Below are 25,833 nucleotides of genomic sequence, written 5' to 3' on the forward strand. Positions count from 1 at the left end.
ATGTGATTGATTTGTCTTTTCTAGGAGCCAAAACCGGTTACGTTCGATAGAACAATTTACCGACCGTCTTCAACGCCCATGGCGTCAGACTGATCTTGATGGTGCGCTTGAACAGACCATCCGGCAAAATGCGCCGAGCCAGCAGAAATGCCCGGGCATCGGATCCCGCAGCGTAGCGTAACTGATGGCGACCGTCAGTGGCCGCCTTCCAGATTACTTCGGCTATATCCTGACTATCAGATCCGGCCGGTCCGATAGAGTCCATGAGGGGTAACAATTGTGCGCAGTAATCATCATACGCTTTAACACCGGTGCCATTATAGCGGTCACTGGAACCACCAAAGAAAGCCGTGTCAGTAGCACCCGGTTCAATTAATTTCACACAAATATCGAAATTTTCCAGCTCGTAAACGAGTGATTCTGAAAAGCCCTCGACAGCGAACTTGCTGGCATTATAAACACTGTAAAGTGGCAGGGGCACACGACCCACCATACTGGCGACATTGATCAATATGCCCTGATTGCGTTCGCGGAAGTGAGGAAGTATGGATCGACACACCTCCATTAATCCAAAAACATTCGTATCGAATTGCTTTCGGATTTGTACCGCATCCAGGGTTTCAAATGCCCCTATCAGCGCATAACCTGCATTATTCACCACCGCATCAACAGTGCCAAATTCGACCAACGCCGTTTGTATTGCTTTCTGAATCGATTCAACATCGGTTACGTCCAGCAGCGGACAAATCACGTTTGGCAATCGGTTCAACACCTGCTCGCCGCCCGGAGCTCGCATTGTGGCCACGACATTCCAGCCCTTGTTCTGAAAAAACAATGCACTGTCCCGGCCAATCCCGGAAGAACACCCTGTTATCAAAACCGTTTTATTCAGTTTTCGTGTCATGTCAGTGACCCTCGATTCAGGCGCGATAACTTAACCGGCAAGCCATCAGCGGGGTTGGGTAGGGTAGTAAAATTGATGGGCAGCACGTAATCGTCCGGGATCTGCCAGCGGTAATTAAGTAAAATGGGATGCAAAATGGTTTTGACTTGCAGTTCAGCAAAGTGAAGGCCAATACATTTATGAGCGCCGCCACCAAACGGAATGTACTGGTAAGGCTGTTGCTGTGTTTTTCGCTTCGGGTCGCTGAATCGCTCCGGATCGAACCGTTCCGGATCGGGCCAATATTGTTCCAGATAATGTGTGACGTAAGGACTGATAATAACAAACGTATCCGCTGGGATAATTGATCCGTTAACTTCTACTGTTTTGACAGTGCGGCGGGGGATACCGTGCACCGGCGGCATCATACGCAAGGCTTCTTTCATCACCATTTCGATACCGGTGAGTTTGTCCAAATCCTCATATTCAACAGCAGATTTAGCCAGATTTTCAGATTCGATGCGCAGCGCTTGCTGCCAATGAGGGTGTTTGGCAAGGTAGTAAAATAGAGCGCACAGAGTGATGGTGGAAGTATCGTGAGCGGCCATCATTAAGAAAATCATATGATTTACGACATCCTCTTCACTGAAGCGCTTGCCGTTGTCGTCTACTGCCTGACATAGCTGACTGAATAGATCCGGGCCGGGCCTGCGTCGACGCTCCGCAACCCTGCAACCAAAAAACGACTCTAGTGTTTTTCTCGCTTTCAAACCCCTGCGCCAGCGCCCACCAGGAATGGAATATCGAATCAGCGCTGTGCCCCCTAACACACAATTCACAAAGGCCTGGTTTACTTTATCCGCTTCCGGGCCAAGCTGCTCCCCCATAAATACTTCGGTCGCGATATTGAGTGTCAACTGTTTAATATTCGGTAATACCCTGAACGCTGTCTGCTGGCCTTTATTAACAGGCGTATCCGGCCATTGCTGCAAACTGTATTCAATAACGGGATTCATCCGTTCCACATACTTCAACAAGGCCTGTTTTTTAAATGCTGCTTGCATGATTCCGCGATGGAACCGGTGCTCATCAAAATCCAGCAACATAATACCGCGTTTGAAAAATGCGCCGATAAAGAAATCCCATCCCCTGGAATTTGAAAATGCTTTTTCACGGTCCAGTAAAACCTGTTTATTGGCTTCCGGTCCGATCAAAACCACCGCAGTCATACCAAATATATTGAGCCAGAAAACCGGGCCGTGTTTGCGTTCGAATCGGAGTGCGGTTTTCACCGGTCGGTACAAGAAGTCCAGACTGTGTCCTAACAGCGGTAAGCCCGGCTCACCCGGCAACGTGGCTTTCAAATGCCGGCCTGCGTTTTGACTTTGAATGAAGTCGAATATCATAGTGCTAATTTCCGGTATCGATATGAGCAGGGTGATTGCGATCTGGGGCGATCAGCCCGTGATCCTCATCCCCAAACATGGCAGTCAACATGGCCAACTGAGCTTTCCGTCCGCGCCGTTGCTGATGTGGACGCATACCCGGTAAGAAGTGCCCAGCGCAATAAATTGCGGGCCGTGGAACATTGGACGCTAGCGTAAGCCAGGGGATCCCTTGGTCTTTAAAGCCCAGCTGCTGCATTTTTTCGCGCCCAAGAAAATAGCGGCTCATGCCTAAATGGAGATGGTATGACAGCTTTCTTTGTGCTCGCTCAAAGCGAGGGTACGTGCGCTCGAGCGGTTCTTTCGACAGTGCTTCGGCTAACTCTTTGCTGTTTTCGTCGGGTTTGCTCTGCGTCATGTAGGTATGGTTTAGCAGCACAAACCCTTCCGCTTCCGACTTCACTAGCCATTGTTCCTCAACCCCCATCAGCCAGCAGGCATACGACCAAAGATGGATCACAGCGGTTGATTCGCGGGGCAGAATAGGAAAGCCTAATTTACGCAAGCCCACCAGCATGACTACGCTGAATCCTAAATAGGTCGCGACCATATCGATTTGGCTCAGGGGTAAAGCCCAGTGGCTGTGATCCCAGTCCGCACGTTTATTCAGGCCGCGCCTTACCAGTGAGTGGACCAGCCTGACGTTCAATGTGGATTGATATCCGGGCCCTTGAGGCCTCAAACCATGTGGTTCGGTGCAATCAATCCACCACTTCCCGGTCTCCGCAATCCGCCGCGAAGTCCCTTTATTGAGCGCACCGGTCATGATCAGGGATTGATTAAATCCAGAGAGCAAATAGCCACCCATCAAAGCCAGGTCACGCAATACGTAGCCCGCTGCCAAGCCGCTGCTGTGTGTGAAGCGAATGCCTTCTTCGATTAGATCGAAATCGATCCAGGTCGGGGCGGGTTGCAGTGTTTTAAAAAATGCCTGAATCTCTTGTGGGCAGTCCTTAACACGGTCAGGGCCGCATTGTATCGCCTGTTGAATTTGAGCCTTACGTTTCCCAGCGTCTGCCTCAAACATCCAATTAACCAGGCCATCCATGTTGTAATCACCCACCCAGAGGGCTTGATTAACTGCGGTGTATTCCTCACGTGAAGGCGCCAGTTCACGTCCCAGTAGTGCTTTCAACCAGAGCGGGGTGGGTTTTTGGGATTTCTCAAAGGGCCTCGCTCGGCCAGGGATCCGGCTTTTTTCCTGGTGCATGGGCATGGGTTGGCTCCGGTGAACAGTCGCTTGATGTGTCCACAGATTAATGCGAACATTTATTCGCATTCAATTCGCGTTTCGGATTATTTTGATTTATGCGCAAGAAGCCCAAGCAAAAACGATCACGGCAGATGGTTGATGCTCTGATAGAAGCCACAGCACAGACCATTATCGATAAAGGGTTGGATGCTGTTACTACCCATCATATTGCGGATGCTGCTGGGGTCAGCGTGGGATCCCTTTATCAGTATTTTGATGGTAAAGAAATGTTAATCGAAGCGTTGATGGACAAGTTAGCAAACGATATCGCCTCTCTTCTGGTTCAGCTACCCATGATCGAAGGCGGCAGTTTACGTCATAATGTGCAATCGATTATTGAATTTGGGTTCTCTGTATTGCATTCCCGTGATGGACTGTTTCTCGAATTGGTGAGCAATTGGAACAATCTGCCCACTGACAAAGTCATGGACACCCTTCAACAAAGCTTTATGGACTTGTCGCGGCTGTATTTCCTGAAAAATTACCAGCAAAATCCGATTGAAGATTTGCATGTCCGGGTATTTATAATCGTTAATAGCGTTTTGTTTAATATGGTTCGGTTTATCGGGCAAAACACCGCGTTGCTGACTCAGCAGCAAGTCGTGTCGGGGATGACGGACATGGTGGTGGGTTACCTGAACGCTGATCAGGATCCACATGGGGCCCAAGTCTTAACCCCGTAATAATTTACCAAAGATATCTGGACGTATTAGACTAACTTTCGGATACTTCCGGGGAGCACCCACTCCTTAATACGATGTGCAGCAGCAGTGACATGCGGGATGTCACCGTAAAACCAGCAAAGTAATGCGCCAAATTCTATATCAAGTTGAGATCTTCCTGGAGCCCCTATGAACACAGCCGTTTCATGTGACGAGGAGCAACGTCTTGCGGCACTTTACCAATATCAGATACTCGATACGCCCAGGGATCCTGCGTTCGATGAATTGACGGAGCTTGCCGCTGATCTGTTCGATGCCCCCATTGCAGTCGTTAACTTTATTGACAATGGCAGGCAGTGGTTTAAGTCAGAGATCGGTCTTGGTGTCCGAGAAACTCCGCTGGAGACCTCTTTTTGCGCGCACGCCCTGTTGCAGCAGGATATGCTGGTAGTCCCGGACACCCACACCGATGCCCGGTTCGCGAACAACCCCTTGGTAACCGGGCCGCCTAATATTCGGTTTTATGCGGGTGCCGTACTCAAGAATCCAGACGGTTATGCGATAGGTACACTGTGCATACTGGATTATCACTGCCGTGAGTTTAGTGAAAGTCAGCGCCGTACATTGAGAGTATTAGCCAATCAGGTCATGTCTCAACTCGAGCATCGCAAACTGTTATCCGCATCCAAATTAGCCAATAAGCAACTGTCGCGACTGAACGAACGTCTAGAAGCCCGGGATCGCGCCAACGCGCAATTTTTGGCGATGATTTCTCATGAGTTGCGTAATCCCCTGTCACCCCTGACCATGACGCTGGATTTGCTCAATATGAAGGGGCCATTTCCTGCAGACATCTCGTCCGCGTTCGCCACCATGAGGCGGCAGACAGACCATTTAATCCGTCTGGTGGATGATTTGCTCGACGCTTCGCGCATAGCGACCGGAAAAATATCCCTGGAAAAAAACTCAGTGGAACTTTCTGATATAGTCCGAAACAGCATCGAGATAGTACAGCCCGCACTGAAAGCAAAAGACCATAACCTGGTTATCGAACTGCCCGAAAGTGACCTGGTCGTCCATGGGGATACTGTACGTCTCACCCAGGCAATCACTAATTTATTAACCAATTCGGTTCGTTATACGCCTAAGGGCGGAGAAATCAGTGTGAGAGCCCGCGCCCTGGATACATTCAATATCCAAATCATGGTATCCGATAGTGGGCAGGGAATTTCCGACACCTATCTGGAACGCATTTTCGATTCTTTTGTCCAGGCACCAAACCCGAAAGAAACACGCGGCGGTCTCGGCATTGGCTTGCATTTGTGCAAACACATCATTCAAATGCATCGTGGAACGATAACTGCATCAAGCGAGGGGACTGGCAAAGGCAGCACGTTTACGGTTGTTTTACCAAGGGAAAGAAAAGAATTGGAATAAGGCGGCTGAAATTGACTTTACGATCCGGTGCCGTTACTCACTGATAACGTGAACAAAGTCATGCCGCGCGAAATAGTTTACAGGTTAAGGTTCGTCTCAAGTGAGTCGAACCACCTAAACCCAAGTGTTTTTAGATATCGTCAAGCCTCTGTAGAACTTACAAAGTCGTTGAGCGCTAAAAAGACTGCTTTAGCTGGTGTCCCAATGGCTGTGCCCGATCAAACCCGCATTATCCTTCTTGTCGAAGATGACGTCGACCTAAGGAACATTATGTCGCAATCGCTACAAGCATTGAATTACGGTGCCATAGTCGCGGAAAATGGGTTGCAGGCGTTGGCGTATTTACGTCAATGCGAAAGCCTGCCGTTTGCGATTCTGACAGATCTGATGATGCCGGTTATGGACGGCTGGTCAATGCTGGAAGAGCTTCGTAAAGATAACAGCTTTTCGAAAGTACCGGTTATTGTCGTGTCCGCAACCGCTGGCGACATGGATGCGGCGACGAGCGTGTCAGAATATTTGAGAAAGCCGATCCGGATTCATGAATTGTCGGCAGCACTCGAGCGCGTCAGCCCCCGCCGCGACACAACCTAACTCAAGCTGAAATATTCGCTTTCTCGCCCACGTATTGTGTTAACAAAGCTAAACCTCGATCCCTCAGCATCTTACTGTCTATCTGAGAAGGGTGGAATTTAGGGTTGTAATAGGCCAGATAGTGTTTACCCAGGTCAGCGAAAATATTGCGGTGTTTCCATATGCCTTTTAAGCGTTGTCCGACCGGGGACTTCGGTTTATCAAGCTGCTCGGAAGCGCGTAATAATTGCACCGTATGCAGGCTCGCAAAAAAACTGAACATCACTGTCGTAAATGCCATTTCAGAGGCGCGGGTCCAATAACTTCCCACCTGATCCTGATACACATCATAGGCTACCGCTTTGTGCTCGCTTTCTTCAATGGCGTGCCACATCCAAAGAGGCTTCAGGTTTTCGTCGATATCATCAATCAGCTCGGGATGCGCTAACAGCGTTTCCGCAAACAGCGCAGTAAAATGTTCCAGCGCACAGGTTTTTGCAAGCATGCGTTGAGGAGAAAAAAATTTCTCTTCTCGTGAAATACCGACCTTAGTGAACTTATCTACCTTATCGACAGGTATACCCTTACGGGTCATCATGTCGTTAAAGCTCTGGTGCTCCTTCCCGTGATGTGCTTCCTGCCCGATAAATGCTTTAACCTGCTTTTGTAATTCGGGATCGGTAATCCCCTTTTGAAAGTGGCGGACCGAGCGCATGAACATTCTTTCGCCTTCAGGAAAAGTGCCCGACAAGGCCGTCAGTATCATGGTGCGGAGCGGGTCATTCCCAAACCAAAAGGTAGGTATACTATCATCAAACTCGAAATCCATATGACGCACCGGAATTGCTTCAGTGCCGATACGATGGGTACTTGGATTGGCTGCGGCGGTCATATTCATTCCTCAATCTTTCAGTTCTGGATTAGCTTGGTTATAAATAGGTTGCTTACGTGCCAGTATAGGGAATACACAGGTCTCGGATACAGTCCGCTCGTGCTAAATAAAAGTCATATCGGGCCATGTGACTTAGGATATTTTTGATACATTTTTCATCATCAGGGGAGAGCAAAGTAATGGTTCGATGTCACGTGAATTCAGGCTCCACTGTTTTACTGCTGACACCCAACACGTCTGCAACACGGACCCAAACATTATGCTTTTTTGGCATCGTCAGCGGTATAACGTTGCTTATCGCATTGGTCTGGGGTCTGATGGGCGCCTGGATGGTGATGCCTTTTGCCGGGCTTGAAGTGCTGGTATTGATATTGGTCCTTCGCAAGGTACTCAAAGAGAGCCGCCAAATGCAGGTAATTACCATCGACCGGGAATCGATAAAAGTGGAAGAGGGCAAATCCCATCCGGAGCACAGCTGGCAGTTTGATAGGGTGAACAGTTACATCGACCTGCACGAATCCAATGTTCCAGCCGATGCCATTCAAATGAGCCTGGTTGATTCACAAAAAAATATAGAATTGGGTGTGTTCCTGAATCATCAGGATTTACAATCGGTTCGGGAAGAACTGCAAAAAGCGGGTATAGTAATTTGTTCCAATCGTTGGTGGGTATCCAGCTGAAAAAAATCACTCAGATACAACCCCAGATAAAGATGACTATGGATAAAAATAAAAAAGCGCCGGATTTTTTAGCACATTGGAGGAACAAAAGTGTTCATCTCAGCGAAGAAATCCGCTGTATCGAGCCCGATGATGACCCGCGATCCCGCCATCAGAACAACCTGCGCAATCGCACAGCGGCACTTCAAACAAGTGTCCTGCATATCGAAGTCAGCGAAGTGGTGTTTTCTGAACCCACAACAATTCATGTTACCCCGTTCAGAGTAGGCTTCACTTTGCTGGTTTCAGCGACAGCATCAGTTGAATACGGATATGACGGCGATTTATCCCGGTCCTCCGGCACTGGAAATATCCTGTTGATGCTTCCAGGTAAAGAAATCAATGCCAGCCATTCAACGGGGAAGTTACGCACTATCACCTGTTCATTTGATCAGGACTACACCGAGCACATTCTAGGCCCCTTGAACACCATTTCGCAGGCACGCTTGCTTGACGCGCTGGACGTAAAAAGCCCTTTGTTGTCGGCTATTTTGTTACGCATGATGAATGAGGCTATGTACCCCGGCAATAAAAGCACCGAGCTGGTTAATGCGTTGGGGCACGCGATGCTGGTGGAGTGCTCTCATTGGTTATCTTCTGTTTCTGATAAACCAACAACAGAAAAACAATTAACTGCACAGGACTTTAGTTTGATTGACCGGTATATGTCAGACGCCAGCGGCAATTCCGTGACGGCATTAGAACTTGCTACTGCCTGTGGCTACAGTGAACGGCATTTTACAAAGATTTTCAAAAAGCAGACCGGTTGTACCGTTTCTGAATATGTTCGAGCAGTAAGAATTACCAAAGCAAAAGCACTTCTGCTGGAAACAGACCTGCCATTAAAGGAAATTGCATTCCGGTTAGGGTTCAGTACACCAGCGAATTTTTCCAATTCGTTCCGCACTGCGACCGGAATAACGCCAGCCAAATTCAGGAAATAGATTAACCGCACGGCAACCCGACACAGGGATGAATGGATAAAAAAAAGGCCGGTCGAAGGACGCCGGCCAGTAAAGGAAATTGGTATGTGATTAATTGCCTATGCCATAAATCATTGGGCCAAAACCAACGATTAACAAAGTGGTTCCCATCACCAGCAGGGGCAGGAACAAACGCTCGTGCCGGTAATAGAACGTATCACCTTCTTTCGAAGCAGCTACGGCTTCTTCTTCCCCCACCACCTGTCGGGTAAAGATGTGGCTCAGTGCAACCGGCGGGCTTAGATAGCCCAGTTCCAGCGCAACCAAACAAGTCATCCAGAAGTGAATGGGGTTGATGCCCTGTTGATATGCGATAGGCGCAATCGCCAGAGAAACCAAACCGACAGCTGCCATGGATTCCATAAACATCCCGATTAGTACGAACATCAGCATTAATGCGCCCATAATCAGATAGGGGCTCTCGATATCGTAGAGGAAGGTCGCCGACACGGCTTCGCCACCAAGGCTGGTAATAATCATGAAGGTCGACATCAGCATCAGTAATCCGCCAATATGGATTGAGGCATCGGTCATCGATTTTGTCAGTGCACCGGGAAGGGTGGGTATGCGTTCAGGTTCGTCATACAACGGTTTTTCTTTTGTTAGCAAACGCTCGAATACGATCATCCAAAAAATAATAACAGGCAGAATGATTGGAGCGGAAAACTGATCCAGGCGCGCGTCCAGCACCCAGAAATAGGCAGAAGCCACCAAAAAGAAAATGATCACATACGACATTAGTGGTCGGGCATGCCGTAGGGTTTTCGGTAGCGCTTCGCTGATAGGCGCAATTTTCAGAGGGTCTTTGCGGGTAATCATGGCATAAAATAAAAACACGACCCCAGTTAACAAGAATACCCTTACACCCCAGTAGAACAAATCATCGGTGACCACTTCTTTATTCAGGATGGCGACGATAATAACGATCAGGCAGGGGCTCAGCACGATACCGGAGCTTCCGCTCATTGCCGTCGTCGCCAGCGCAAGCTGGCGCCGGGTACCCACTTTTCTAAGTTCGCGATATACCACAGCGCCCATAGCAAGAATAATGATGGAGGACGCTCCGGTGTAGGCCGTGGGCAGGGCCATTACAGCAATGGCAACAAATGCCAGAACTTCCGGGGGCAGTCGCCAGGGTGTAAACAGGCTAAATACACGCTCACCGAGCTGGGTCTGCTTCAGCAACATGCCACACCATAAATACAGTGCAATATCTATATAAGTGCCGGACTGATCGAAGAAGGCACTGAAGTACAATGACAGTCCTGCCAGGTTGCCTTGGTTTACTATCACGATAAAGGCGAATAACAGCATTACGAAGGTGTACAGGGGAACCGACAATAATGCCCGCCCTAGGGTGCCACCCCTGGGCGCATCCTTGGGCATACTAAACAATTCTTTCAAAGACAGTAGAGCAAGAATAGTGGCACCAACGGCCATTCCGTTAACAATTTCAGGATTACTGGTCTGTATCTCTGACGCCATGATATTGGAGCGGAACTTCCAGGCTGATACTGCCAGTGCAGTGTTGGCGATAAACTGAAGAGTAAGTGAAATCTGAAAATCCAGCTTTGCCACCATCGGACGAAACCCGATATGGTGTCGCTGCATGGTCGCCACAGCGGCAGAGATGAATAACAAAGCTAATAGCAGGACCGTTTGCTTGTCCGTTGAGAAGATACTGGCTTCTGAAAATTTGTGTTCGATCGCACTGAACACCAGCAGAGACGGCGTTACTTTATCGCGAAATTCCGCAGCTCTTGCATGGGCCCGTTGACACTGGTGAAGCTGGTTTTCTAACGAGCTCTGAGCTGATGCCCTGTCAAATTCTTCGTCAAACAGATCAAAGTCACCGGCAGAAGCCCCGGCTTCTGCCTCTAACTTATCCAGGCGTTGTTGAATATCTATGTTCGGATTGCATTTCGGTTCGGGGATGTCGCCCCGCAGGACAAAATAGTCGTCCCAAAGATAGGTTCCGAGTTGAGTGACTTGCCCGTGGACACTTTCTCCTGTTCGGGCAAAGATGATAAAAATCAAAAGAAACAGAATAGCGATAATAGGTAATCGCTCTAAAAAACTTGCCTTTGTCAAAGTACTACTTTCCGAGGTTAATTCATTCACAGCAATTACCGTATTATTATTCTGTTATTCGGCGTCTGGGGAGGTGCATTCCGCCAGGGTGGCGTCTTTCTTACAACGAATTTTACGCAGCAGCGTTAACATTTTGGCATCGTAAATGTTATCGTCGCGAAACGAGATGCGGATTTGTCTGGTCTGAACGCGATAGTCTTTCTGTGCTTGTTCACCTAGCGGAATCCATAGATCTTTGGGGATTTTTTCTTCGGCCTCACGTACAAACTTCAACGTCTGATCAAAGTTTTTAACAAAGTATTCACGGGATTTTTGCGCAAAACCTTCCGGCAATTTACTAGTACGTCCGACGAATTGAGTGTTGCCCTGCATTACCGGGTTCTCAAGAATACCGCCGTTGGGCTCCAGTCCCTTGTGCAGCTCCATCATGTCATACACAAAGGCAGGAGCACCGGTGATATCAATCGCTTTGTTGTTAAACTTTTGAAAAATATTAGTCAACGTTGAGGACACCGGTGTCATACCCAAATCCACAACCAGTTGTCTCATTTCCGGCATGGTATCCAGCACCGCCATTTTCTTACCGGCTAGATCTGAAATATTTTTTACGGTTTTGTCATTCGTGAAAATAAAGACAGCACCTGCGGGTTGAATGCCGATAATTTCATAGTCACCGTTGCGCATGTACTTAGCGGCAGAAGGCTTGGCTAGCGTTTGCAGAACTGTTTCCAGGTGAGCGTATGTAGGCATGGAAGCCGGCGCGTCCAGCGTACCGGTGAATTTGTTAAAAGCGCGTGCTTGCAGACTTGGCATATTTGCGATGTCGCAGGTACCGGATTTCAATTCTTCTGCGACGATTTTATCGTTTACATAAGATTTCATTTCCAGTTTTGCGCCCCAATTGAGGGCGGCCGCCTGATAATCCAGGAGTGCCTGATGTTCAGGGCCACCTTCGCCCATAAACATAAAAGCACACATTTTAATGGGTACCGGCGCGGCGGCCTGGGCGGAGGAGAGTATCAAGCCGGCGCCAAGGCCGGCTACTATTTTTGAAATATGGTTCATTATTCTTGTTTTCATTGTATATCCCTCATTGTTACTGACATCAGATCATCACAGTAGGTCTTCAATATCCATAGAATCGTCGGAGATGACTTGGTCATCCCAGAAAGTACCGAATTTGCCGAACGGTGTACGCTGACCGGTATGCGCCGTCCAGAGTTTATCCGAAATCAAGCGCAACCCGCGGGTGGTCATTTTATCTAACAGGTTTAGATCCGGATTAGGGGGAGTTTCTTCAATCATTTCAACGTGTTTGCGGATAACCTCTTTCACCGCTGCTTCGTCACCTTGGGTAACATACATTGCTGCTTCGACCAGATGTACCATGCGTACACCTTCTTCTTCCCCCGCGCGTGCCGCCTTTTGCAGGCGAGCTTTGCCCAGTTTTACCGCGTCCTCATCTCCGTCCAGATTGGATTTGCTGATATCAACTACCGCAAGAATCGCATCGGGCAGCCCCCAGAATTTATCACTGTTAACACACTTCAATCCTTCCAGTGCTTTGGGCATTACGTCAAGAGGAACCCCTGCAACTCCGCCCACGGCCAAATCCATTTGTACTGCCTGCAATGCGCCAAACATTCCGAACAGATAAGCCATTTCTTCATTGTCATCGGCAAAGTCAGGGCACTCCTTTCCGGGCTCACCAAAGTAGCGTACTGCAGCCTGGTATCCAAAATACTGACGCTCTGCTGACAACGCGGTCCAGCGCTTCTGCATCGTGCGGGCGTCCTGAGCGGTGGTTACATCGTCTTTATGCATGGCACGCAGAAAACGCAGCTCTTCCTGCTTGGCTTTTTCATCCGCACACATGCCGGATGCCAGTGTTACCATCGGGATCATGGGGTCGATATTGGGACCCATAGGATAGGTCATCGCTGCCATCCCTTCGCCCATTGCACACATGATGTCTGTATCGTTGGAGGCCATGAACCAGGGGCTCATGTATTTGTTACCAAATGAAACCATGCCACTCGCCGCCATATCGCGTACGGAGCAGCCGGTGATAGATACCGCAAGCGTTGCTGCGGTCATGACGCTGACCCAGTTCTTAATTCCCATCGGAATACATTCCCTCTCATTTAAGTTTTTTATTTTGTATTCTTATTTTTTATGCGCCCGTTTTTTACCTAAACTGCTTCTTCTAATGCTGCAAACAGTTGGTTGTTTTATCCATTGAATATCACGGGTCGTTTTTCTAATTCAACAACACTGGTGGCTATTATGGCGTGTGATTTCTCCAGTTTCAACGAGTTTAGACGATCTTTACCGAGCACAGCTTTCGATTATCGTGGTAGATCGGATGCCGGTAGTGCTGATAGCATTAGACACTAAATAGACTAATTTGCTCACGACAGACGTTCGATTTAGGACTGAAGTCGTTATAAGAACAGGCAATCCTCCCAACATCAAAAAGGTGGTTTAGACGTGAATTCTCCCGCAGCTCTGATTACCGGAGCAGGTACAAGGCTCGGTAGTTTGTTTGCAAGGCACATGGCTGCACTGGGCTATGATGTGGCAATTCATTGCAATTCTTCGCAGGATGGCGCAAAGCAGCTGGCGCGCGAGCTGCAGAGCACGGGCAGACAATGCGAGGTGTTCAGTATGGATTTCAGTGAAGCGTTTGACGCCGACGAATTTATATTGCAAGTGCAGGCTCGCTTTCCGGGTCTTGAATGCATCATCAATAACGCTTCAGCCTATGAAGCGGCACCAACGGCAGGCACCAGCCGGGAGTTACTCGAAGCCCAGTTTCGTGTGAATTTGGTGGCGCCTTTTTTGTTAGCCGGGAGCTTTAAGCGTTATTGCGGCCAGGGGCAGGTAATAAACATTCTCGACAACAAGATTGCCTATCATCAATATCAATACGCGGCGTATCTTTTATCAAAAAAATCATTAGCTGATTTCACCAAGATGGCAGCCTTGGAATTCGCCCCGGAAATTCGCGTCAACGGCATTGCGCCTGGCGTGACGCTGCCTGGAGAAACAAGAGGTAATGCCTATGTCGATTGGCGCATAGCCGGGATCCCTCTGGGTAAGAAAGGCAGCGACGAACAGCTAACCAACTCGCTTAGCTACCTTCTGCAAAATGACTTCCTTACCGGGCAGATACTTTACGTTGATGGTGGCGAGTCGGTGAATCAGGTCGGCAGGAATCATGAAAATTATCCGGATTCGGCATGATGGTGCGGGTCATTGTCTCAGTAGGCACCAATATTGATCCCGAGCGGAACCTCAACAAATGCAGGGCCATATTGGATACCGAAGTGGGCATATTGGGAGAGGCTGAGGTAATTCAAACAGCACCTGATGGTTATCAGAACCAGCCGGACTTTCTTAATGGCGCTTATTTGCTTAGTACAGATAGGCCCTACGATGAATTCAACCAATACCTGAAAAACGTCGAAGAACGTCTTGGTCGGGTCAAGGGGCCTATTAAATCAGGGCCCCGCTGTATTGATCTGGATATTATCATCTGGGATAGCCAGGTGGTCCACGACGACTACACACAAAACAAACACTACGTGGTGGTGCCGGTTAATGAGTTGTTAGAACAACACGCTATAGAGCTGGCTACATGAAGCTGCTCGATTGTGAAACGATTCAACCTGCAATGCTTCGTTCTGCAGACGATTTGCGAGAGGAGAGCGGGTATCCGGTGCTGGCGTTGGATATAGATAGCCTAGCTGCACTGGACGAAGAGTGGGTGAATAAACTCAGGCAGTGGAGCCGGCAACAACCCTGCGCGGTGATCGGTGTTGGCTCATCGGATAGCCCGGTGGCACACTGCGTAGACTCGATCGTTGATGGATCCGAATTCAAGGCAATGCTGCGCCGTATTGCCGCCAACCCACAGGCTACGTTGGTGTTGGTTCAGGTATTGCGGGCTATTGAAGACCTGGCACCGGAAGACGCGTTGATGGTGGAATCGCTTGGCTACGCGGCGTTGCAGTCAGGAGACGAATTCAAGCGCTGGTTGACTCACTATCAAGCCCGGCTCCTAACGCCCCCGGTTCCGGAAAGTGGCCCGCCTGTTTTAGTAACACGAAGCCAGGCACAGCTTTCAGTAGTGCTCAACCGGCCCCTGAATAACAATGCATTTTCAGTGGAAATGAGGGACGCTTTGGTGGAAGCATTCGAGCTGGTGAATCTGGACGACTCGTTACACCAGGTCAGTGTTTTCGCGAACGGACGCTGTTTTTGTACTGGGGGAGAGCTAACAGAATTTGGCAAAGTTGCTTCGCCTATTGCAGGGCACCTCATCCGGTCGCAGCGTTCGCCAGCGAAATTCATAATGTCTTCACCGGAGCGGTATCATTTTCATGTTCACAAAGCCTGTGTCGGAAGTGGCGTTGAGCTTCCAGCTTGCGCAGGGTATTTTACAGCGTCAGAAAAAACCCTGTTTTGGCTGCCTGAGTTGTCTATGGGGCTGATTCCGGGTGCAGGGGGTTGCATCAGTATTTCACGCAGGATAGGACGGCAACGAACGGCCTATCTCGTAATTATGAATAAAAAAATCAATGCTCAAACAGCGCTGCAGTGGGGTCTTATCGACGCCATTACGGACGAGATAGACAAATAATCTTAGGGCCGCACAACAAGTCAGTATGTTACACACCTGCCGTCAGTTCCCGGCTGGTTACGATGCATTGCCCCACATTCGGTATGCTCAATAACTCCCGTCAGGATCGGTTTGATCATAAATTGAAATCCAACATTCAATAACATTTTCACAATAATCAATATCAATACATATAGACAGGCGTAGACGAACCCCGTTAGTGTGTTTAGTGAAACTGTCTTGTGGTGCTGAACAAACCAACGCAAATTCAGAACAAAAATAATTTAAAATAAATTATCAGGTCCCCTGCATGAATAAGAAGAAGCACACCCGTCTATCTATTAGAGCCAAATTATTTGCCGCCTCCATCGTATTCGTTCTGCTGTTTAGTGGCTGCAAACAAACCGTTCCCGATGAGGGCTTGGTACCGGGGATACCCTGGCTGTTAGGTTCTACAATGTTCCGGCTGCATGATTTCGGCTATGAGAAGGCTGAGTACTTTATCAAGGGAACAGCCCAAAGTTATGTCAGTGCTGAGCCGCTTACCAGCGACGGTAAGTGGAATGTTGAGCCTGCTGACGAAGCTGATTTCAGGACGCGGATTGTCGTTTATAGACCGACTGATCCGGAGAAATTCAACGGCACGGTGATTGTAGAGTGGTTTAATGTTAGCGGCGGAACCGAAGCTTCTTCTGAATGGATTATGGCCCACACCGAGCTGTTAAGAAGTGGTTATGCCTGGATTGGTGTGTCTGCCCAAAAAGCCGGTATCGATGGGGCAGGGGTGACCGTTTTACCTATTTCCCTTTCATTGAAGAAGCTGAATCCTGCTCGATACAGCACATTGATTCACCCCGGCGACCAGTATGCGTATGATATTTTCCGCCAAGTCGGTAAGGCCATAGTGCAACCGCAAAACTTCAACCCGTTAGGGGAATTAAAACTTGAACGCGCGATTGCCTCTGGTGAATCACAGTCAGCCGATTATATGATGACCTACATTAATGCGATTGCACCGCGGGAAAGAATATTCGACGCTTACTATATACACAGTCGTATACACGGTTCCGCACCACTGGCTCCGGAGCCGGATGCGTCTGACTTGAATTTTGAAACCCGTGATACGGTAAGAGTGCGGGACGACCTGGATGTGCCGGTGATGATGCTGCAAACCGAAACCGATTCCACTGTGCTGGGGGCGTATCTTGATAGTCAGCCGGACACAGATATGTTCCGTGTCTGGGAGGTAGCAGGCACCGCGCATGCTGATCGCTATGTGGGTAATCTTGGTCTTTACGATACAGGCAAAAACCCTTCTGTAGCGAATGTTGCCGAGACCCGCTATGCCGTTCCGGTGATTCAAAAGTGTGGCAAACCCATTAATTCAGGACCACAGCATTTTGTTGTAAAAGCATCTATTGCGGCATTGGATAGCTGGCTGCGCACCGGGGTCGCTCCCACCCCGGCAGACCGGTTTGCCTTTGATGAATCCACTGCTTCGTTTATTCGGGATGAATTCGGCAATGTGTTAGGTGGCATTCGCACGCCTTACGTCGATGTTCCTATCGCAACTTTGTCAGGCGAGGGGCAGGAAGGAGATCTCTTTTGCAGACTGTACGGCACCACTAAGCTGTTTGATGAGGCTACACTGAGCACGCTTTACCGCGATCATGAAGCCTATGTTGATGCGGTAAGTGCTTCTGTGGATGATGCTGTGGAAAAGGGGTTTTTACTGCAGCCAGACGGCGAGTTAATCAAGGCTTCAGCCCAGCAATCGGAAATTGGTTTACCCTGATCGCGCTTTGATCCCGACTGAATATCGGCGTCCCCTTGCTAATCACCAAGCGGACGTCGTGACTATTTAAACGCACTCTGGCGATTTCCCAAGGGCATGACAGCAAGCACAAATCGGCGCTCATTCCGGGCTGTATGCAGCGTACCTTTCCCGGTGTTTCCAGGGAACCAAGAAATAATGCCAGGGCCTGTTCCGGACTCAGCGCTTCATTGCTTCCGAGTGATTGCCCCGAGGAAGTCCGTCGTGCAACGGCAGTACGCATCGCTGTCCAGGGGTCAGCCGATCCGAAAGGGGCATCAGAGCTTCCTGCTAATGGAATCTTTCGTTGCAAAAATGTTTGGCCTCGATATAGGGATTGATGCTCAGTGACATCGATTTCACTCAGATAAGTGTCGCCTTTTTCCAGGATGAAATGCGGCTGGGTAACCACAGTCACACCCGACTCTACGATCCTATCCAATAAATATTCCGGTGTCACAGACCCGTGCTCGATACGGTCACCGGAAATCGGGCCAGCTTCTTCAAAAGCAGCAAGGCTGAACATTAGCTCAACTTCAGTGACGCAATGAACAGCAATGCTTACTCCCGCTTGATGGCTGATCGTAATACGTTCTACCAATTCCTCTAACGAAGGCAACCGATTCTCGTGGAGATGGACTTTAACGGGGCCGGGGGTAATCTCGGGCGCCAAAGTGCTTTCAAAAGCGCAGCGCCGTGCTAGTTGAACCTGCTGGAGGATGGTGTTCTTGGATTTCAGATTCTGAAACAACTCAAACGCATCTTGATCGTTGGAGGGGGTCATATCCGAGAACCCGGTAATTCCGTAGGATGCCAGCTTTTCACTGGCCTGCTTGACCGGGGGCAGGCGACGGCCAATCAAACTGGCCAACTGTTGATCTGCGTCGTAAAATCGGCCAGATTGAAGACCGTCTACCGGGATTGAAACAGCGCCCTCTTTACTGCGTAACGCGTTCCTGATAATTGCGATGCCGGCAGAATTAAAAATCCATAAACGTCCGCTGCGGTGCTGAATTCTAATGGGCCGGTCGGGTCCGTAACGGTCTAGCCAGCGGCAATCGATCTCACCAGCCACAGTTTCGTGATACCCATATCCTCGTAACCAATGCGCTCCCGCAGCCTGCTGTTGCAACAGAGTAACCAATTGATCCTGATTTTTAACCGCGGCTGTGCCGCAATCGATTGATGCCAATGAAGCTGCGTAACTGAGGAAGTGTATATGGTGATCGTTAAGACCAGGAAGCAGGGCACTACCGCGGGCGTCTATCAGGAGTTCATCAGCCCGGCGCTCAAGCTGGCCCATAGCGCTTATGATGCCACGCTCGATGCGCACATCCTGCAACCCTGTCTGGTAGATTTCGGCGTCTTTAATCAACATGTATAGGGGCGTTTATTTAATAAGTTAGTTTTGCCTGGCGACCCAGGCACAGTAGCTTTGATCAAGCTAGCACAGTTAAAATTCGACGTCAGTTGCTGCGTGTCAGTTTTAAGTTAATGAACCATGATCCAAAGCGCTGAATATCGCTTCATTATGCTGACCCGGCGATGCGCAATACGAGGTTGGCAGCCGGGGACCAGCGGCAAAATATTGACTCAGGTTATTGCTGTTCCGGGACCATTGCCGACAACTTTGCAGCACAGCTTCACGATTCGAATGGAGTTCCTGGTGGAGACAGTAGGAAACCGTATCAAATAGAGAAACGGACAACATGGCATTGCCTCCCGCCAGATGGCTGCGCCAACCAGCTAAAGCCCCCTGGATACCGGTTAAGGGGTCCGCAATAGCATCGCCTACGATCTGGTAATCTCCCGTTGCTTCGAACATTACCTGGCTGAGCCCTGCCGCTGCAGCGGCATCGTCACCAAACCCGATCCGATCCTCCTGCCCTCCATTTCTGCCATACCCGGTAATGCTCAACCAAACCAGTCCTGGTTGTGTTTGTGCCAACTGTTCAGCAAAAATCCCCATATTGCGTAGCGCTCTTGGCCTGGAGGCTTCAATCACGATATCGGCGATTGCGATCAGCTGTTTCAGCCGCTTGATGCCGGCTTCCGTCTTAAAATCCAGAACCACAGACTCCTTGCCCTGATTCAGCAAATGATAGAAATCGGCTAATCCGCGGCGGGCACCGTCAAGCCGATTCAAGCCTTCCACCTTAATCACACGACAGCCAGCCTGCTGCAGGAGATACCCGCAAAGGGGGCCAGCCCAAAGCGAAGACAGATCCAAGACCACCGGCGGGCCTGCTTTTCGTCTGGTGGCAGGACCGGAAATATCGTGGAAGGGCTGACGATGGACCGGTTCTGAGGGGGGCGGTGGCAGTTGGTCCGCGGTCGCTACAGCCATCCCAAGCAAATGCGCCTGCGCTAATAAGTCGGCAGCGTTCAGCTGGCGGCAGTAATCAGCCAGTGTTGACCAGTCACCGCTCTTAATGGATACGTGATCTCGCCACGGCCCAAGCCAGGCGGGCAGCAGCTCCCAGTCCAGATCTCTGGGTAAATTGACCGCCAGCACTCGGTCCGCACAAGACAGCAAGCGGCAGCTACTAAGCGCAAGGTGAGGTGACTGCGTAGCGAGTGAATGTAACAGCCTGCGTTCATAGAGTAAGTCGGAGCCAGAAATACGACAGTCTTTAATGTCCGTTAGCTGGATGAATTGAGTTAATGCACGATTGGCGCTGGCAACAAGGGGCAGGGTATCTGCAGATTGTTTCCGGCGAGTAATATCCTGAACCATGGAAAAGGGTGGGCCTGCCCGCTGGGTTGAATGTGTATGCCATGCACAAGCTAAAGTATCCCTAATACGCCTGCAAGTGGTTTCAACTCCGGCCTCTGGGGAGGGCAGATTGTGATACGCGCGGTTATCATTTATTTGTCCGGACATATTATGTTTTAAGGTTTCAAAATGCCGAGTAAAGCGGATATACTTCAAATAAAGTAGGGTTCTAAAGAAAATATATATCCGGACATATTTTTCGGTTGTTGAGCAGTTATAGTATACATTGCGGCAACGATTCGTTATGTTTAAAGCTGCGGGTATTTACCTAACGATACCAGCCTCACGTGTCGGTTGAACAAATAACAAAGATAAATAGGGGAAATCCAATGGCAGACTTGAGATACGATGATCGCGTAGCGGTAATTACCGGAGCAGGCAGGGGATTGGGTGCGGCCTACGCCAAACTTCTCGCCTCACGCGGAGCGAAGGTGGTAGTGAATGATCCCGGTGTCAGCATGTCAGGCGATGGTGTTGATAACGGACCGGCCCAACAAGTGGTAGATGAAATTAAAGCTGCTGGGGGCATAGCGGTTGCTAATACCGATTCCATCGCCACACCCGAAGGCGGAGAATCACTTATCCGGACAGCAATGGATCACTATGGTCGCATAGATATTCTAATCCATAACGCCGGTATCGTTCGCCGCGCCCCTCTACGTGAAATGTCCTATGAAGATTTTGACAGTGTGTTAGATGTGCATCTGCGCGGAGGCTTCCACGTTGTGCGCTCAGCTTTCCCCCATATGTGCGATGCCGGGTATGGCCGTATCGTATTAACCGGTTCAATCGGCGGCCTGTACGGTAACCGTGATGTCGTTAACTATTGTACCGCCAAAGCGGGGCTCATCGGTTTGTCGAATGTGGCCGCGATCGAAGGCGAAGAACACGGCGTTAAATGCAATATTATTCTTCCCGCTGCCGTTACCCGTATGGCGGACGGTTTGGATACCAGCCAATACCCGCCAATGGACCCGGAACTGGTTGCACCCGCAGTGGCCTGGATGGCACACGAAAACTGCACCATCACCGGCGAAATGATGACGTCGATTGCCGGCCGCATTGCCCGGGCATACGTAGCAGAAAATGCCGGCGTTTATCAACCGTCCTGGACCATTGAGCAAGTGGCAGAACAGATTGACGCCATTCGTAATACCGAAGAACCCTTGATATTTTCTCCGGTTCCAAGTGGCCATGTTGATCATCTGCGTTACAGCTTTACTATGGCTTCCAAGGGTTAGTCAAAACAATTATATATGAGGCTTCAATAGCATGACTGTAAAAGTGTACGAACGCATTCTCGACCTGCTGGAAGCAGAAGGAATCAACTCGTTGTTTGGCATTCCGGATCCGGGCTTCATCCACATGGCTATGACCGCCGAGCAACGGGGATGGAATGTCGTATCTCCCCACCACGAACAAGCCGGTGGTTTCATGGCGGATGCCTGGTCGCGTATGAGCGGTAAACCCGGCGTCTGTTTCGGCACACAGGGCCCCGGAGTATCCAATCTTGCAGCGGCCATGATCGTAGCGGCAAAAGAAAACTCGCCCACTATCTTTTTTGGCGGCCAGCGCTCACGGGTCGCATATCAGCGCGCCCGCAGAGGCCGTATACAATACATTGATCAGGTCTCAAACTTTAAGCCGATGATGAAGTACGTCGGTATCGTGGAAGAGCCCGATCAGTGTGATGAAATTGTACGTGAAGCCATTCGCCAGGTTACCTCCGGGAAACCGGGGCCGGCTTACATAGAACTGCCCTTGAGCGTTATCCACGAAACCTATAACTGGCCGCCGGTTATGGCACCGGAAAAATACCGCTTGGTGGAGCAAGCCGCCAGTGAGTCAATGATTTCCCGCGCTATCGAATTGATCACCGCTGCCCGCAACCCGGTATTGTTGGTGGGGCAGGGTATGTTTACCTCCCGTTCGCACCAGGTGGTAGGTGAGCTGGCGCAACTGATGGCGTGCCCGATCCTGCAAACGTCAGGTTGCGCGATGGTGATTGAAGGCATGGAAGATCGTACATTCGCTTATGGCTTTTCGCCGGCGGGGCGCGCAGCAGCAGACGCTTCGGACCTGTGTATCGCAATCGGTACCGAACTGGGAGAGCCAGTCCATATGGGAATTGGACGCCACTGGGAAAACAACGACGCAAACCGCAAATGGATACAGATCGAGCGGGATGCCATGGCATTGAATGTGAACCGGCCTATCGATGTACCCTTGGCAGGGGACATACGCGATATCGTGCCGCAATTGTTGGAGGCGTTAAAGGACAAACCCCGAAAACCATCAGCGGAGTTTGAAACCTGGAAAAAGCAGCAAAAAGAATGGAAAGCCGAGTTGCTGGAGTCGGTTCCCAAAGGCGGCGAGCTGGTGCATCCGGCTCGGTTCATTGTCGAGGCTACGAAATCGATTCCGCAGAATGCCATTTACGCGGCCGACGGCGGATCAGTTACTATTTTTGGTTGGACCTATTCGCAATACCAGCCTCGCGACTTGGTTTGGAATCAAAATACCGGCCACTTGGGAACCGGTTTACCTTATGCCATCGGTGCCGCCATTGCCGCCGGCGGCGAACGTCCGGTAGTGCTGGTCACCGGCGATTCGTCGTTCATGTTCCACATCGCTGAGTTGGAAACCGCGGTACGTAAAAAGTTACCAATCATCTGTGTGGTGGGCTGCGATTATTCCTGGGGTCTGGAAGTGGGCTGCTGGCGGAAACAAGTTGGGCCGGATTCACCGGAAACAGAAGCCCATTGGGGCGACTGGGTTCGCTTCGATCAGATAGCGAAAGGGTTTGGCGCACACGGCGAATTCGTTGAACGTGAAGAGGATATCGCAGCGGCAGTAGAACGAGCTATTGCAAGCGGAAAGACATCTGTCATTCAGGTGCCGATTGACCCTGACGCCAATGCGATGGACGCACCTAACTACGAAGAATTTAAATCCTGGTATACAGACTTTAAAGCAGGCTACGGCGCCGACGCTGAAGATGCTTACTAATTAAAACAACTAAACAAGAGGAACATTCGATCATGGGCGTAAAAGTTTACGAACGCATACTGGAACTTTTCGAAGCGGAGGGTATTAAGACTCTCTTCGGTATTCCTGATCCTAACTTCGTGCATATGTTCGTTGCGGCCGAAAAGCGGGGCTGGAATGTGGTCACGCCCCATCACGAACTCGCCGCCGGTTTCATGGCTGAAGGCTATGCGCGCATGACGGGAACACCGGCTTTGTGCATTGCGACTCTGGGCCCGGGGATTGCAAATACCGCCGGTGCCATGATGTGTGCAAAAGTTGAAAACTCACCGGTTATCTATATCGGTGGTCAACGTGCGCGGGTCACCGAACAGCGGGTTCGTCGTGGTCGTATTCAGTTTGTGAAACAGGAAGCCCTGTTCGAAAATTCAGTCAAGTACAGCGCCAGTATTGAATACGCCGATCAAACCGATGAAATCATTCGTCATGCCCTGCGGGTATGTCAGTCCGGCACGCCAGGTCCTGTATATATTGAATATCCGTCTCATGTCATTTTGCAAGATCTGGATGTGCCGCCTGCGTTGCCTCCGGAAGACTACCGTTTGGTGAAGCCCGGTGCAGACGGTGAAATGGTTGCAAAAGCAGTTGAGCTAATTAAAGCAGCCGATAACCCGGTGTTGCTGGTGGGCCATGCAGTACAGTGTTCCAGGGGTGGGCCTCAGGTAAAAGAGTTGGCCGAGCTGATGGGCTGTCCGGTGCTGCAGACTTCGGGTGGCACGGCCTTTATCGAAGGCATCGAAGAGCGCACATTCCCCTACCTGTTCGCAGAAGTGGCTGATGAGATTGTGGCGAAGTCCGATCTGGTGGTGGCCATCGGTACTGAAATCGGTGAACCCTCTCACTATGGTAAGGGTTATCTCTGGGCCGAAGGAAAAGTGGATCGTAAATGGATCTATGTTGAGCTTGATCCCCAAGCCATCGGCGTAAACCGTCCGATTGATGTGCCGTTGGTTGGAGACTTGCGTACTGTAGTGCCGCAGCTTTCCGCGGGCCTGAAAGACAGTCCGCGCGCGGAAGCCCCTGATCTTCAGCGCTGGATTAAAGAAGATCAGGAAAGACTGGCTAAACTTGCTGAGCAGGATTTTTCTACCGAAAGCGGCCGTGTCCATACGGGTCAATGGGTGGTTGAGGCGACCAAAGCCTTTCCTAAAGACGGTATTCACGTTCGAGACGGTGGTTGTACCGTAATCTTTACCTGGACTTATCTTCAGTGCAAACCTCACGATGTTATCTGGAACCAGAACTTTGGTCACCTAGGCACGGGCTTGCCCTATGCAATCGGGGCTTCTGTAGCAGAAGGGCGAAACCGCCCTGTTTTGTTTACGACCAGTGACTCTGCATTCCTGTTCCATATCGGGGAGCTGGAAACGGTAGCGCGTCTTGAATTGCCTATGGTCATCGTGGTGGGAGTGGACAATTCCTGGGGACTGGAAGTGGGTGTCTACAAGCGGACTTTCGGCCACGGCAATACAACGGAGCCGGGTGTACATTGGAATAAGAACGTGCGTTTCGACAAAATCGCTGAAGGCCTTGGCTGTGAAGGGATGTATGTTGAAAAAGGCGAAGATCTGAGTGCCGCAGTAACGGCTGCCTTCGCCAGTGGTAAGCCTACGGTTATTCATGTGCCTATCGATCCGGTGATCAACCACGGAGGCAATGAGAATAAAGATACGCCAAATTATGACCGCTTCCGAACTTGGTATGCAGAAGGGCAGCAGTAGGTAATACAACGCCTTTACCCAATAAAACGCCAGCTAATATAATATGCTGGCGTTTTATTGGGTAAGATAAGGGAAGATAAAATAGATAGTTCGAATAGTGAATTAACCGAGACGCTATAAAATTTTAACGACCTTTCCATTCCGGCTTACGTTTCTGTGCAAAAGCCCGTGGTCCTTCTTGTGCATCTTCACTATTATAGCAATATTCCGAGGCGCCCCTCGCCGCTGCCAGTCCTGCAGAACGACCCATCTCCGTTGCCAGCATAACTGTCTCACGCGCGGCTTTCACTGAAAGGGGAGCACCATCCAGAATTTCAGCCGCCAGCTCAAGTGCTGTTTCCAGCAGGGATTCCGGTTCGGTTAAACGATTTACCAAGCCGATTTCGTAGGCGCGTTGGGCGGTGATCGGTTTTCCAGTCAGTAATATTTCCATCATGATGCGCTGCGGGATCATATTGATCAGTGGAGCCGCCCAGGGCGAGCTTCTCCCGACTTTTACCTCAGTCACAGCGAACTTAGCGCGGTTGCTGGCGACACAAAGATCACAAGCCTGGGCAATCATCCAACCACCAGCGAAGGCTACGCCGTTTACTGCGGCTATGGTCGGTTTAGAGAGTTCAACCGAGTCGTAGGGCACAGGGAACATATCGCGGGGCGGTACTTTCAATCCGCGTTCCACCATTTCTTTCAAATCACCGCCAGCACAAAAGGCTTTTTCACCGGCACCGGTCAAGATTGCGATCCGAAGAGCAGGGTCATGCTCAAACCGGTCCCAGGCTGCGAACAGACCCTTACGGATTTCGAGGCTCAACGCGTTGTGCGTTGCTGGTTGATTTAAGGTGATAATGGCGATTCCATCATCGCGGGCTTCAAATAATACGGCGTCGTTCATTACAGTTTCCTGTCTCGCTTAT

22 protein-coding genes are annotated in these 25,833 nt (G+C 50.1%); 12 read left to right on the top strand and 10 right to left on the bottom strand.

Annotation, left to right across the window (positions count from 1 at the left end; genetic code table 11):
* Window positions 1-37: 37 nt before the first annotated feature.
* From FT643_RS14850 to FT643_RS14860, 3 genes are read right to left on the bottom strand one after another with little or no spacing between them, the layout of a single operon-like run.
* Entirely contained in the window at window positions 38-904 is an 867-nt protein-coding gene (locus FT643_RS14850) for an SDR family oxidoreductase (RefSeq protein ID WP_156872203.1), read from the bottom strand.
* The gene (locus FT643_RS14855; RefSeq protein WP_156872204.1) at window positions 901-2,289 is read right to left on the bottom strand and encodes a cytochrome P450; all 1,389 of its coding nucleotides are present in this window, start codon (window positions 2,287-2,289) and stop codon (window positions 901-903) included. Before FT643_RS14855 ends, FT643_RS14850 begins: the two co-directional genes overlap by 4 nt.
* 4 nt (window positions 2,290-2,293) lie before the next feature.
* Window positions 2,294-3,544 (bottom strand): oxygenase MpaB family protein, encoded by a 1,251-nt coding sequence (locus FT643_RS14860; RefSeq protein WP_156872205.1) that lies wholly within the window; start codon window positions 3,542-3,544, stop codon window positions 2,294-2,296.
* Window positions 3,545-3,636: 92 nt separating this feature from the next.
* On the opposite strand from FT643_RS14860, the gene FT643_RS14865 reads away from it, so the two are divergent.
* From FT643_RS14865 to FT643_RS14875, 3 genes are all read left to right on the top strand, one after another.
* On the top strand, window positions 3,637-4,263 hold the full coding sequence (locus FT643_RS14865) for a TetR/AcrR family transcriptional regulator (RefSeq protein WP_156872206.1): 627 nt from the start codon (window positions 3,637-3,639) through the stop codon (window positions 4,261-4,263).
* 168 nt (window positions 4,264-4,431) lie between these two features.
* Window positions 4,432-5,679 carry a GAF domain-containing sensor histidine kinase gene (locus tag FT643_RS14870; RefSeq protein WP_156872207.1) on the top strand — a complete coding sequence of 416 codons (1,248 nt, stop codon included), beginning with the start codon at window positions 4,432-4,434 and terminating at the stop codon, window positions 5,677-5,679.
* Window positions 5,680-5,883: 204 nt separating this feature from the next.
* Window positions 5,884-6,273 carry a response regulator gene (locus FT643_RS14875; RefSeq protein ID WP_198043574.1) on the top strand — a complete coding sequence of 130 codons (390 nt, stop codon included), beginning with the start codon at window positions 5,884-5,886 and terminating at the stop codon, window positions 6,271-6,273.
* 1 nt (window position 6,274) lies between these two features.
* Here FT643_RS14875 and FT643_RS14880 read toward each other — a convergent pair whose 3' ends face one another.
* Window positions 6,275-7,144: a metal-dependent hydrolase gene (locus FT643_RS14880; RefSeq protein ID WP_156872209.1), complete on the bottom strand. Its 870-nt coding sequence runs from the start codon at window positions 7,142-7,144 to the stop codon at window positions 6,275-6,277.
* 179 nt (window positions 7,145-7,323) lie between these two features.
* On the opposite strand from FT643_RS14880, the gene FT643_RS14885 reads away from it, so the two are divergent.
* Both FT643_RS14885 and FT643_RS14890 read left to right on the top strand, forming a co-directional pair.
* Window positions 7,324-7,824, top strand: a complete 501-nt coding sequence (locus FT643_RS14885) for a DUF2244 domain-containing protein (RefSeq protein WP_156872210.1) — start codon at window positions 7,324-7,326, stop codon at window positions 7,822-7,824.
* A gap of 38 nt (window positions 7,825-7,862) precedes the next feature.
* On the top strand, window positions 7,863-8,807 hold the full coding sequence (locus FT643_RS14890) for a helix-turn-helix domain-containing protein (protein WP_198043575.1): 945 nt from the start codon (window positions 7,863-7,865) through the stop codon (window positions 8,805-8,807).
* Between the two features lie 90 nt (window positions 8,808-8,897).
* Here FT643_RS14890 and FT643_RS23915 read toward each other — a convergent pair whose 3' ends face one another.
* The 3 genes from FT643_RS23915 to FT643_RS14905 are packed head-to-tail and all read right to left on the bottom strand — an operon-like array spanning window position 8,898 to window position 13,061.
* Window positions 8,898-10,967: a TRAP transporter large permease subunit gene (locus FT643_RS23915; protein WP_156872212.1), complete on the bottom strand. Its 2,070-nt coding sequence runs from the start codon at window positions 10,965-10,967 to the stop codon at window positions 8,898-8,900.
* 24 nt (window positions 10,968-10,991) lie between these two features.
* The gene (locus FT643_RS14900) at window positions 10,992-12,017 is read right to left on the bottom strand and encodes a putative solute-binding protein (protein ID WP_156872213.1); all 1,026 of its coding nucleotides are present in this window, start codon (window positions 12,015-12,017) and stop codon (window positions 10,992-10,994) included.
* A gap of 33 nt (window positions 12,018-12,050) precedes the next feature.
* The gene (locus tag FT643_RS14905) at window positions 12,051-13,061 is read right to left on the bottom strand and encodes a hypothetical protein (protein WP_156872214.1); all 1,011 of its coding nucleotides are present in this window, start codon (window positions 13,059-13,061) and stop codon (window positions 12,051-12,053) included.
* A 366-nt stretch (window positions 13,062-13,427) separates the two neighbouring features.
* On the opposite strand from FT643_RS14905, the gene FT643_RS14910 reads away from it, so the two are divergent.
* The 4 genes from FT643_RS14910 (at window position 13,428) to FT643_RS14925 (ending at window position 17,356) form a co-directional block, all read left to right on the top strand.
* Window positions 13,428-14,183 carry an SDR family NAD(P)-dependent oxidoreductase gene (locus FT643_RS14910; RefSeq protein ID WP_317622039.1) on the top strand — a complete coding sequence of 252 codons (756 nt, stop codon included), beginning with the start codon at window positions 13,428-13,430 and terminating at the stop codon, window positions 14,181-14,183.
* The gene (folK, locus tag FT643_RS14915; RefSeq protein ID WP_156872215.1) at window positions 14,180-14,581 is read left to right on the top strand and encodes a 2-amino-4-hydroxy-6-hydroxymethyldihydropteridine diphosphokinase; all 402 of its coding nucleotides are present in this window, start codon (window positions 14,180-14,182) and stop codon (window positions 14,579-14,581) included. Before FT643_RS14910 ends, folK begins: the two co-directional genes overlap by 4 nt.
* Window positions 14,578-15,582, top strand: a complete 1,005-nt coding sequence (locus FT643_RS14920; protein ID WP_156872216.1) for an enoyl-CoA hydratase/isomerase family protein — start codon at window positions 14,578-14,580, stop codon at window positions 15,580-15,582. Before folK ends, FT643_RS14920 begins: the two co-directional genes overlap by 4 nt.
* Before the next feature lie 289 nt (window positions 15,583-15,871).
* Entirely contained in the window at window positions 15,872-17,356 is a 1,485-nt protein-coding gene (locus FT643_RS14925) for an alpha/beta hydrolase domain-containing protein (RefSeq protein WP_156872217.1), read from the top strand.
* On the opposite strand, the gene FT643_RS14930 is transcribed toward FT643_RS14925, so the two are convergent.
* Together FT643_RS14930 and FT643_RS14935 are read right to left on the bottom strand one after the other, a co-directional pair.
* Window positions 17,316-18,752: an amidohydrolase family protein gene (locus FT643_RS14930; RefSeq protein ID WP_156872218.1), complete on the bottom strand. Its 1,437-nt coding sequence runs from the start codon at window positions 18,750-18,752 to the stop codon at window positions 17,316-17,318. The genes FT643_RS14925 and FT643_RS14930 overlap by 41 nt on opposite strands.
* 108 nt (window positions 18,753-18,860) lie before the next feature.
* Window positions 18,861-20,111 (bottom strand): CoA transferase, encoded by a 1,251-nt coding sequence (locus tag FT643_RS14935; protein ID WP_198043576.1) that lies wholly within the window; start codon window positions 20,109-20,111, stop codon window positions 18,861-18,863.
* Window positions 20,112-20,479: 368 nt separating this feature from the next.
* Between FT643_RS14935 and FT643_RS14940 the strand changes: the two genes are divergently transcribed.
* The 3 genes from FT643_RS14940 to FT643_RS14950 are packed head-to-tail and all read left to right on the top strand — an operon-like array spanning window position 20,480 to window position 24,919.
* Window positions 20,480-21,391 (top strand): SDR family NAD(P)-dependent oxidoreductase, encoded by a 912-nt coding sequence (locus FT643_RS14940; protein WP_156872220.1) that lies wholly within the window; start codon window positions 20,480-20,482, stop codon window positions 21,389-21,391.
* 31 nt (window positions 21,392-21,422) lie between these two features.
* A complete protein-coding gene (locus FT643_RS14945) occupies window positions 21,423-23,159 on the top strand; it encodes a thiamine pyrophosphate-binding protein (protein WP_156872221.1) in 1,737 nt (578 codons plus the stop codon).
* 32 nt (window positions 23,160-23,191) lie between these two features.
* Entirely contained in the window at window positions 23,192-24,919 is a 1,728-nt protein-coding gene (locus FT643_RS14950) for a thiamine pyrophosphate-binding protein (RefSeq protein WP_156872222.1), read from the top strand.
* A 124-nt stretch (window positions 24,920-25,043) separates the two neighbouring features.
* On the opposite strand, the gene FT643_RS14955 is transcribed toward FT643_RS14950, so the two are convergent.
* The gene (locus FT643_RS14955; RefSeq protein WP_156872223.1) at window positions 25,044-25,811 is read right to left on the bottom strand and encodes an enoyl-CoA hydratase/isomerase family protein; all 768 of its coding nucleotides are present in this window, start codon (window positions 25,809-25,811) and stop codon (window positions 25,044-25,046) included.
* Window positions 25,812-25,833 lie beyond the last annotated feature (22 nt).

Source organism: Ketobacter sp. MCCC 1A13808, from assembly GCF_009746715.1.
Classification (GTDB): Bacteria; Pseudomonadota; Gammaproteobacteria; order Pseudomonadales; family Ketobacteraceae; genus Ketobacter.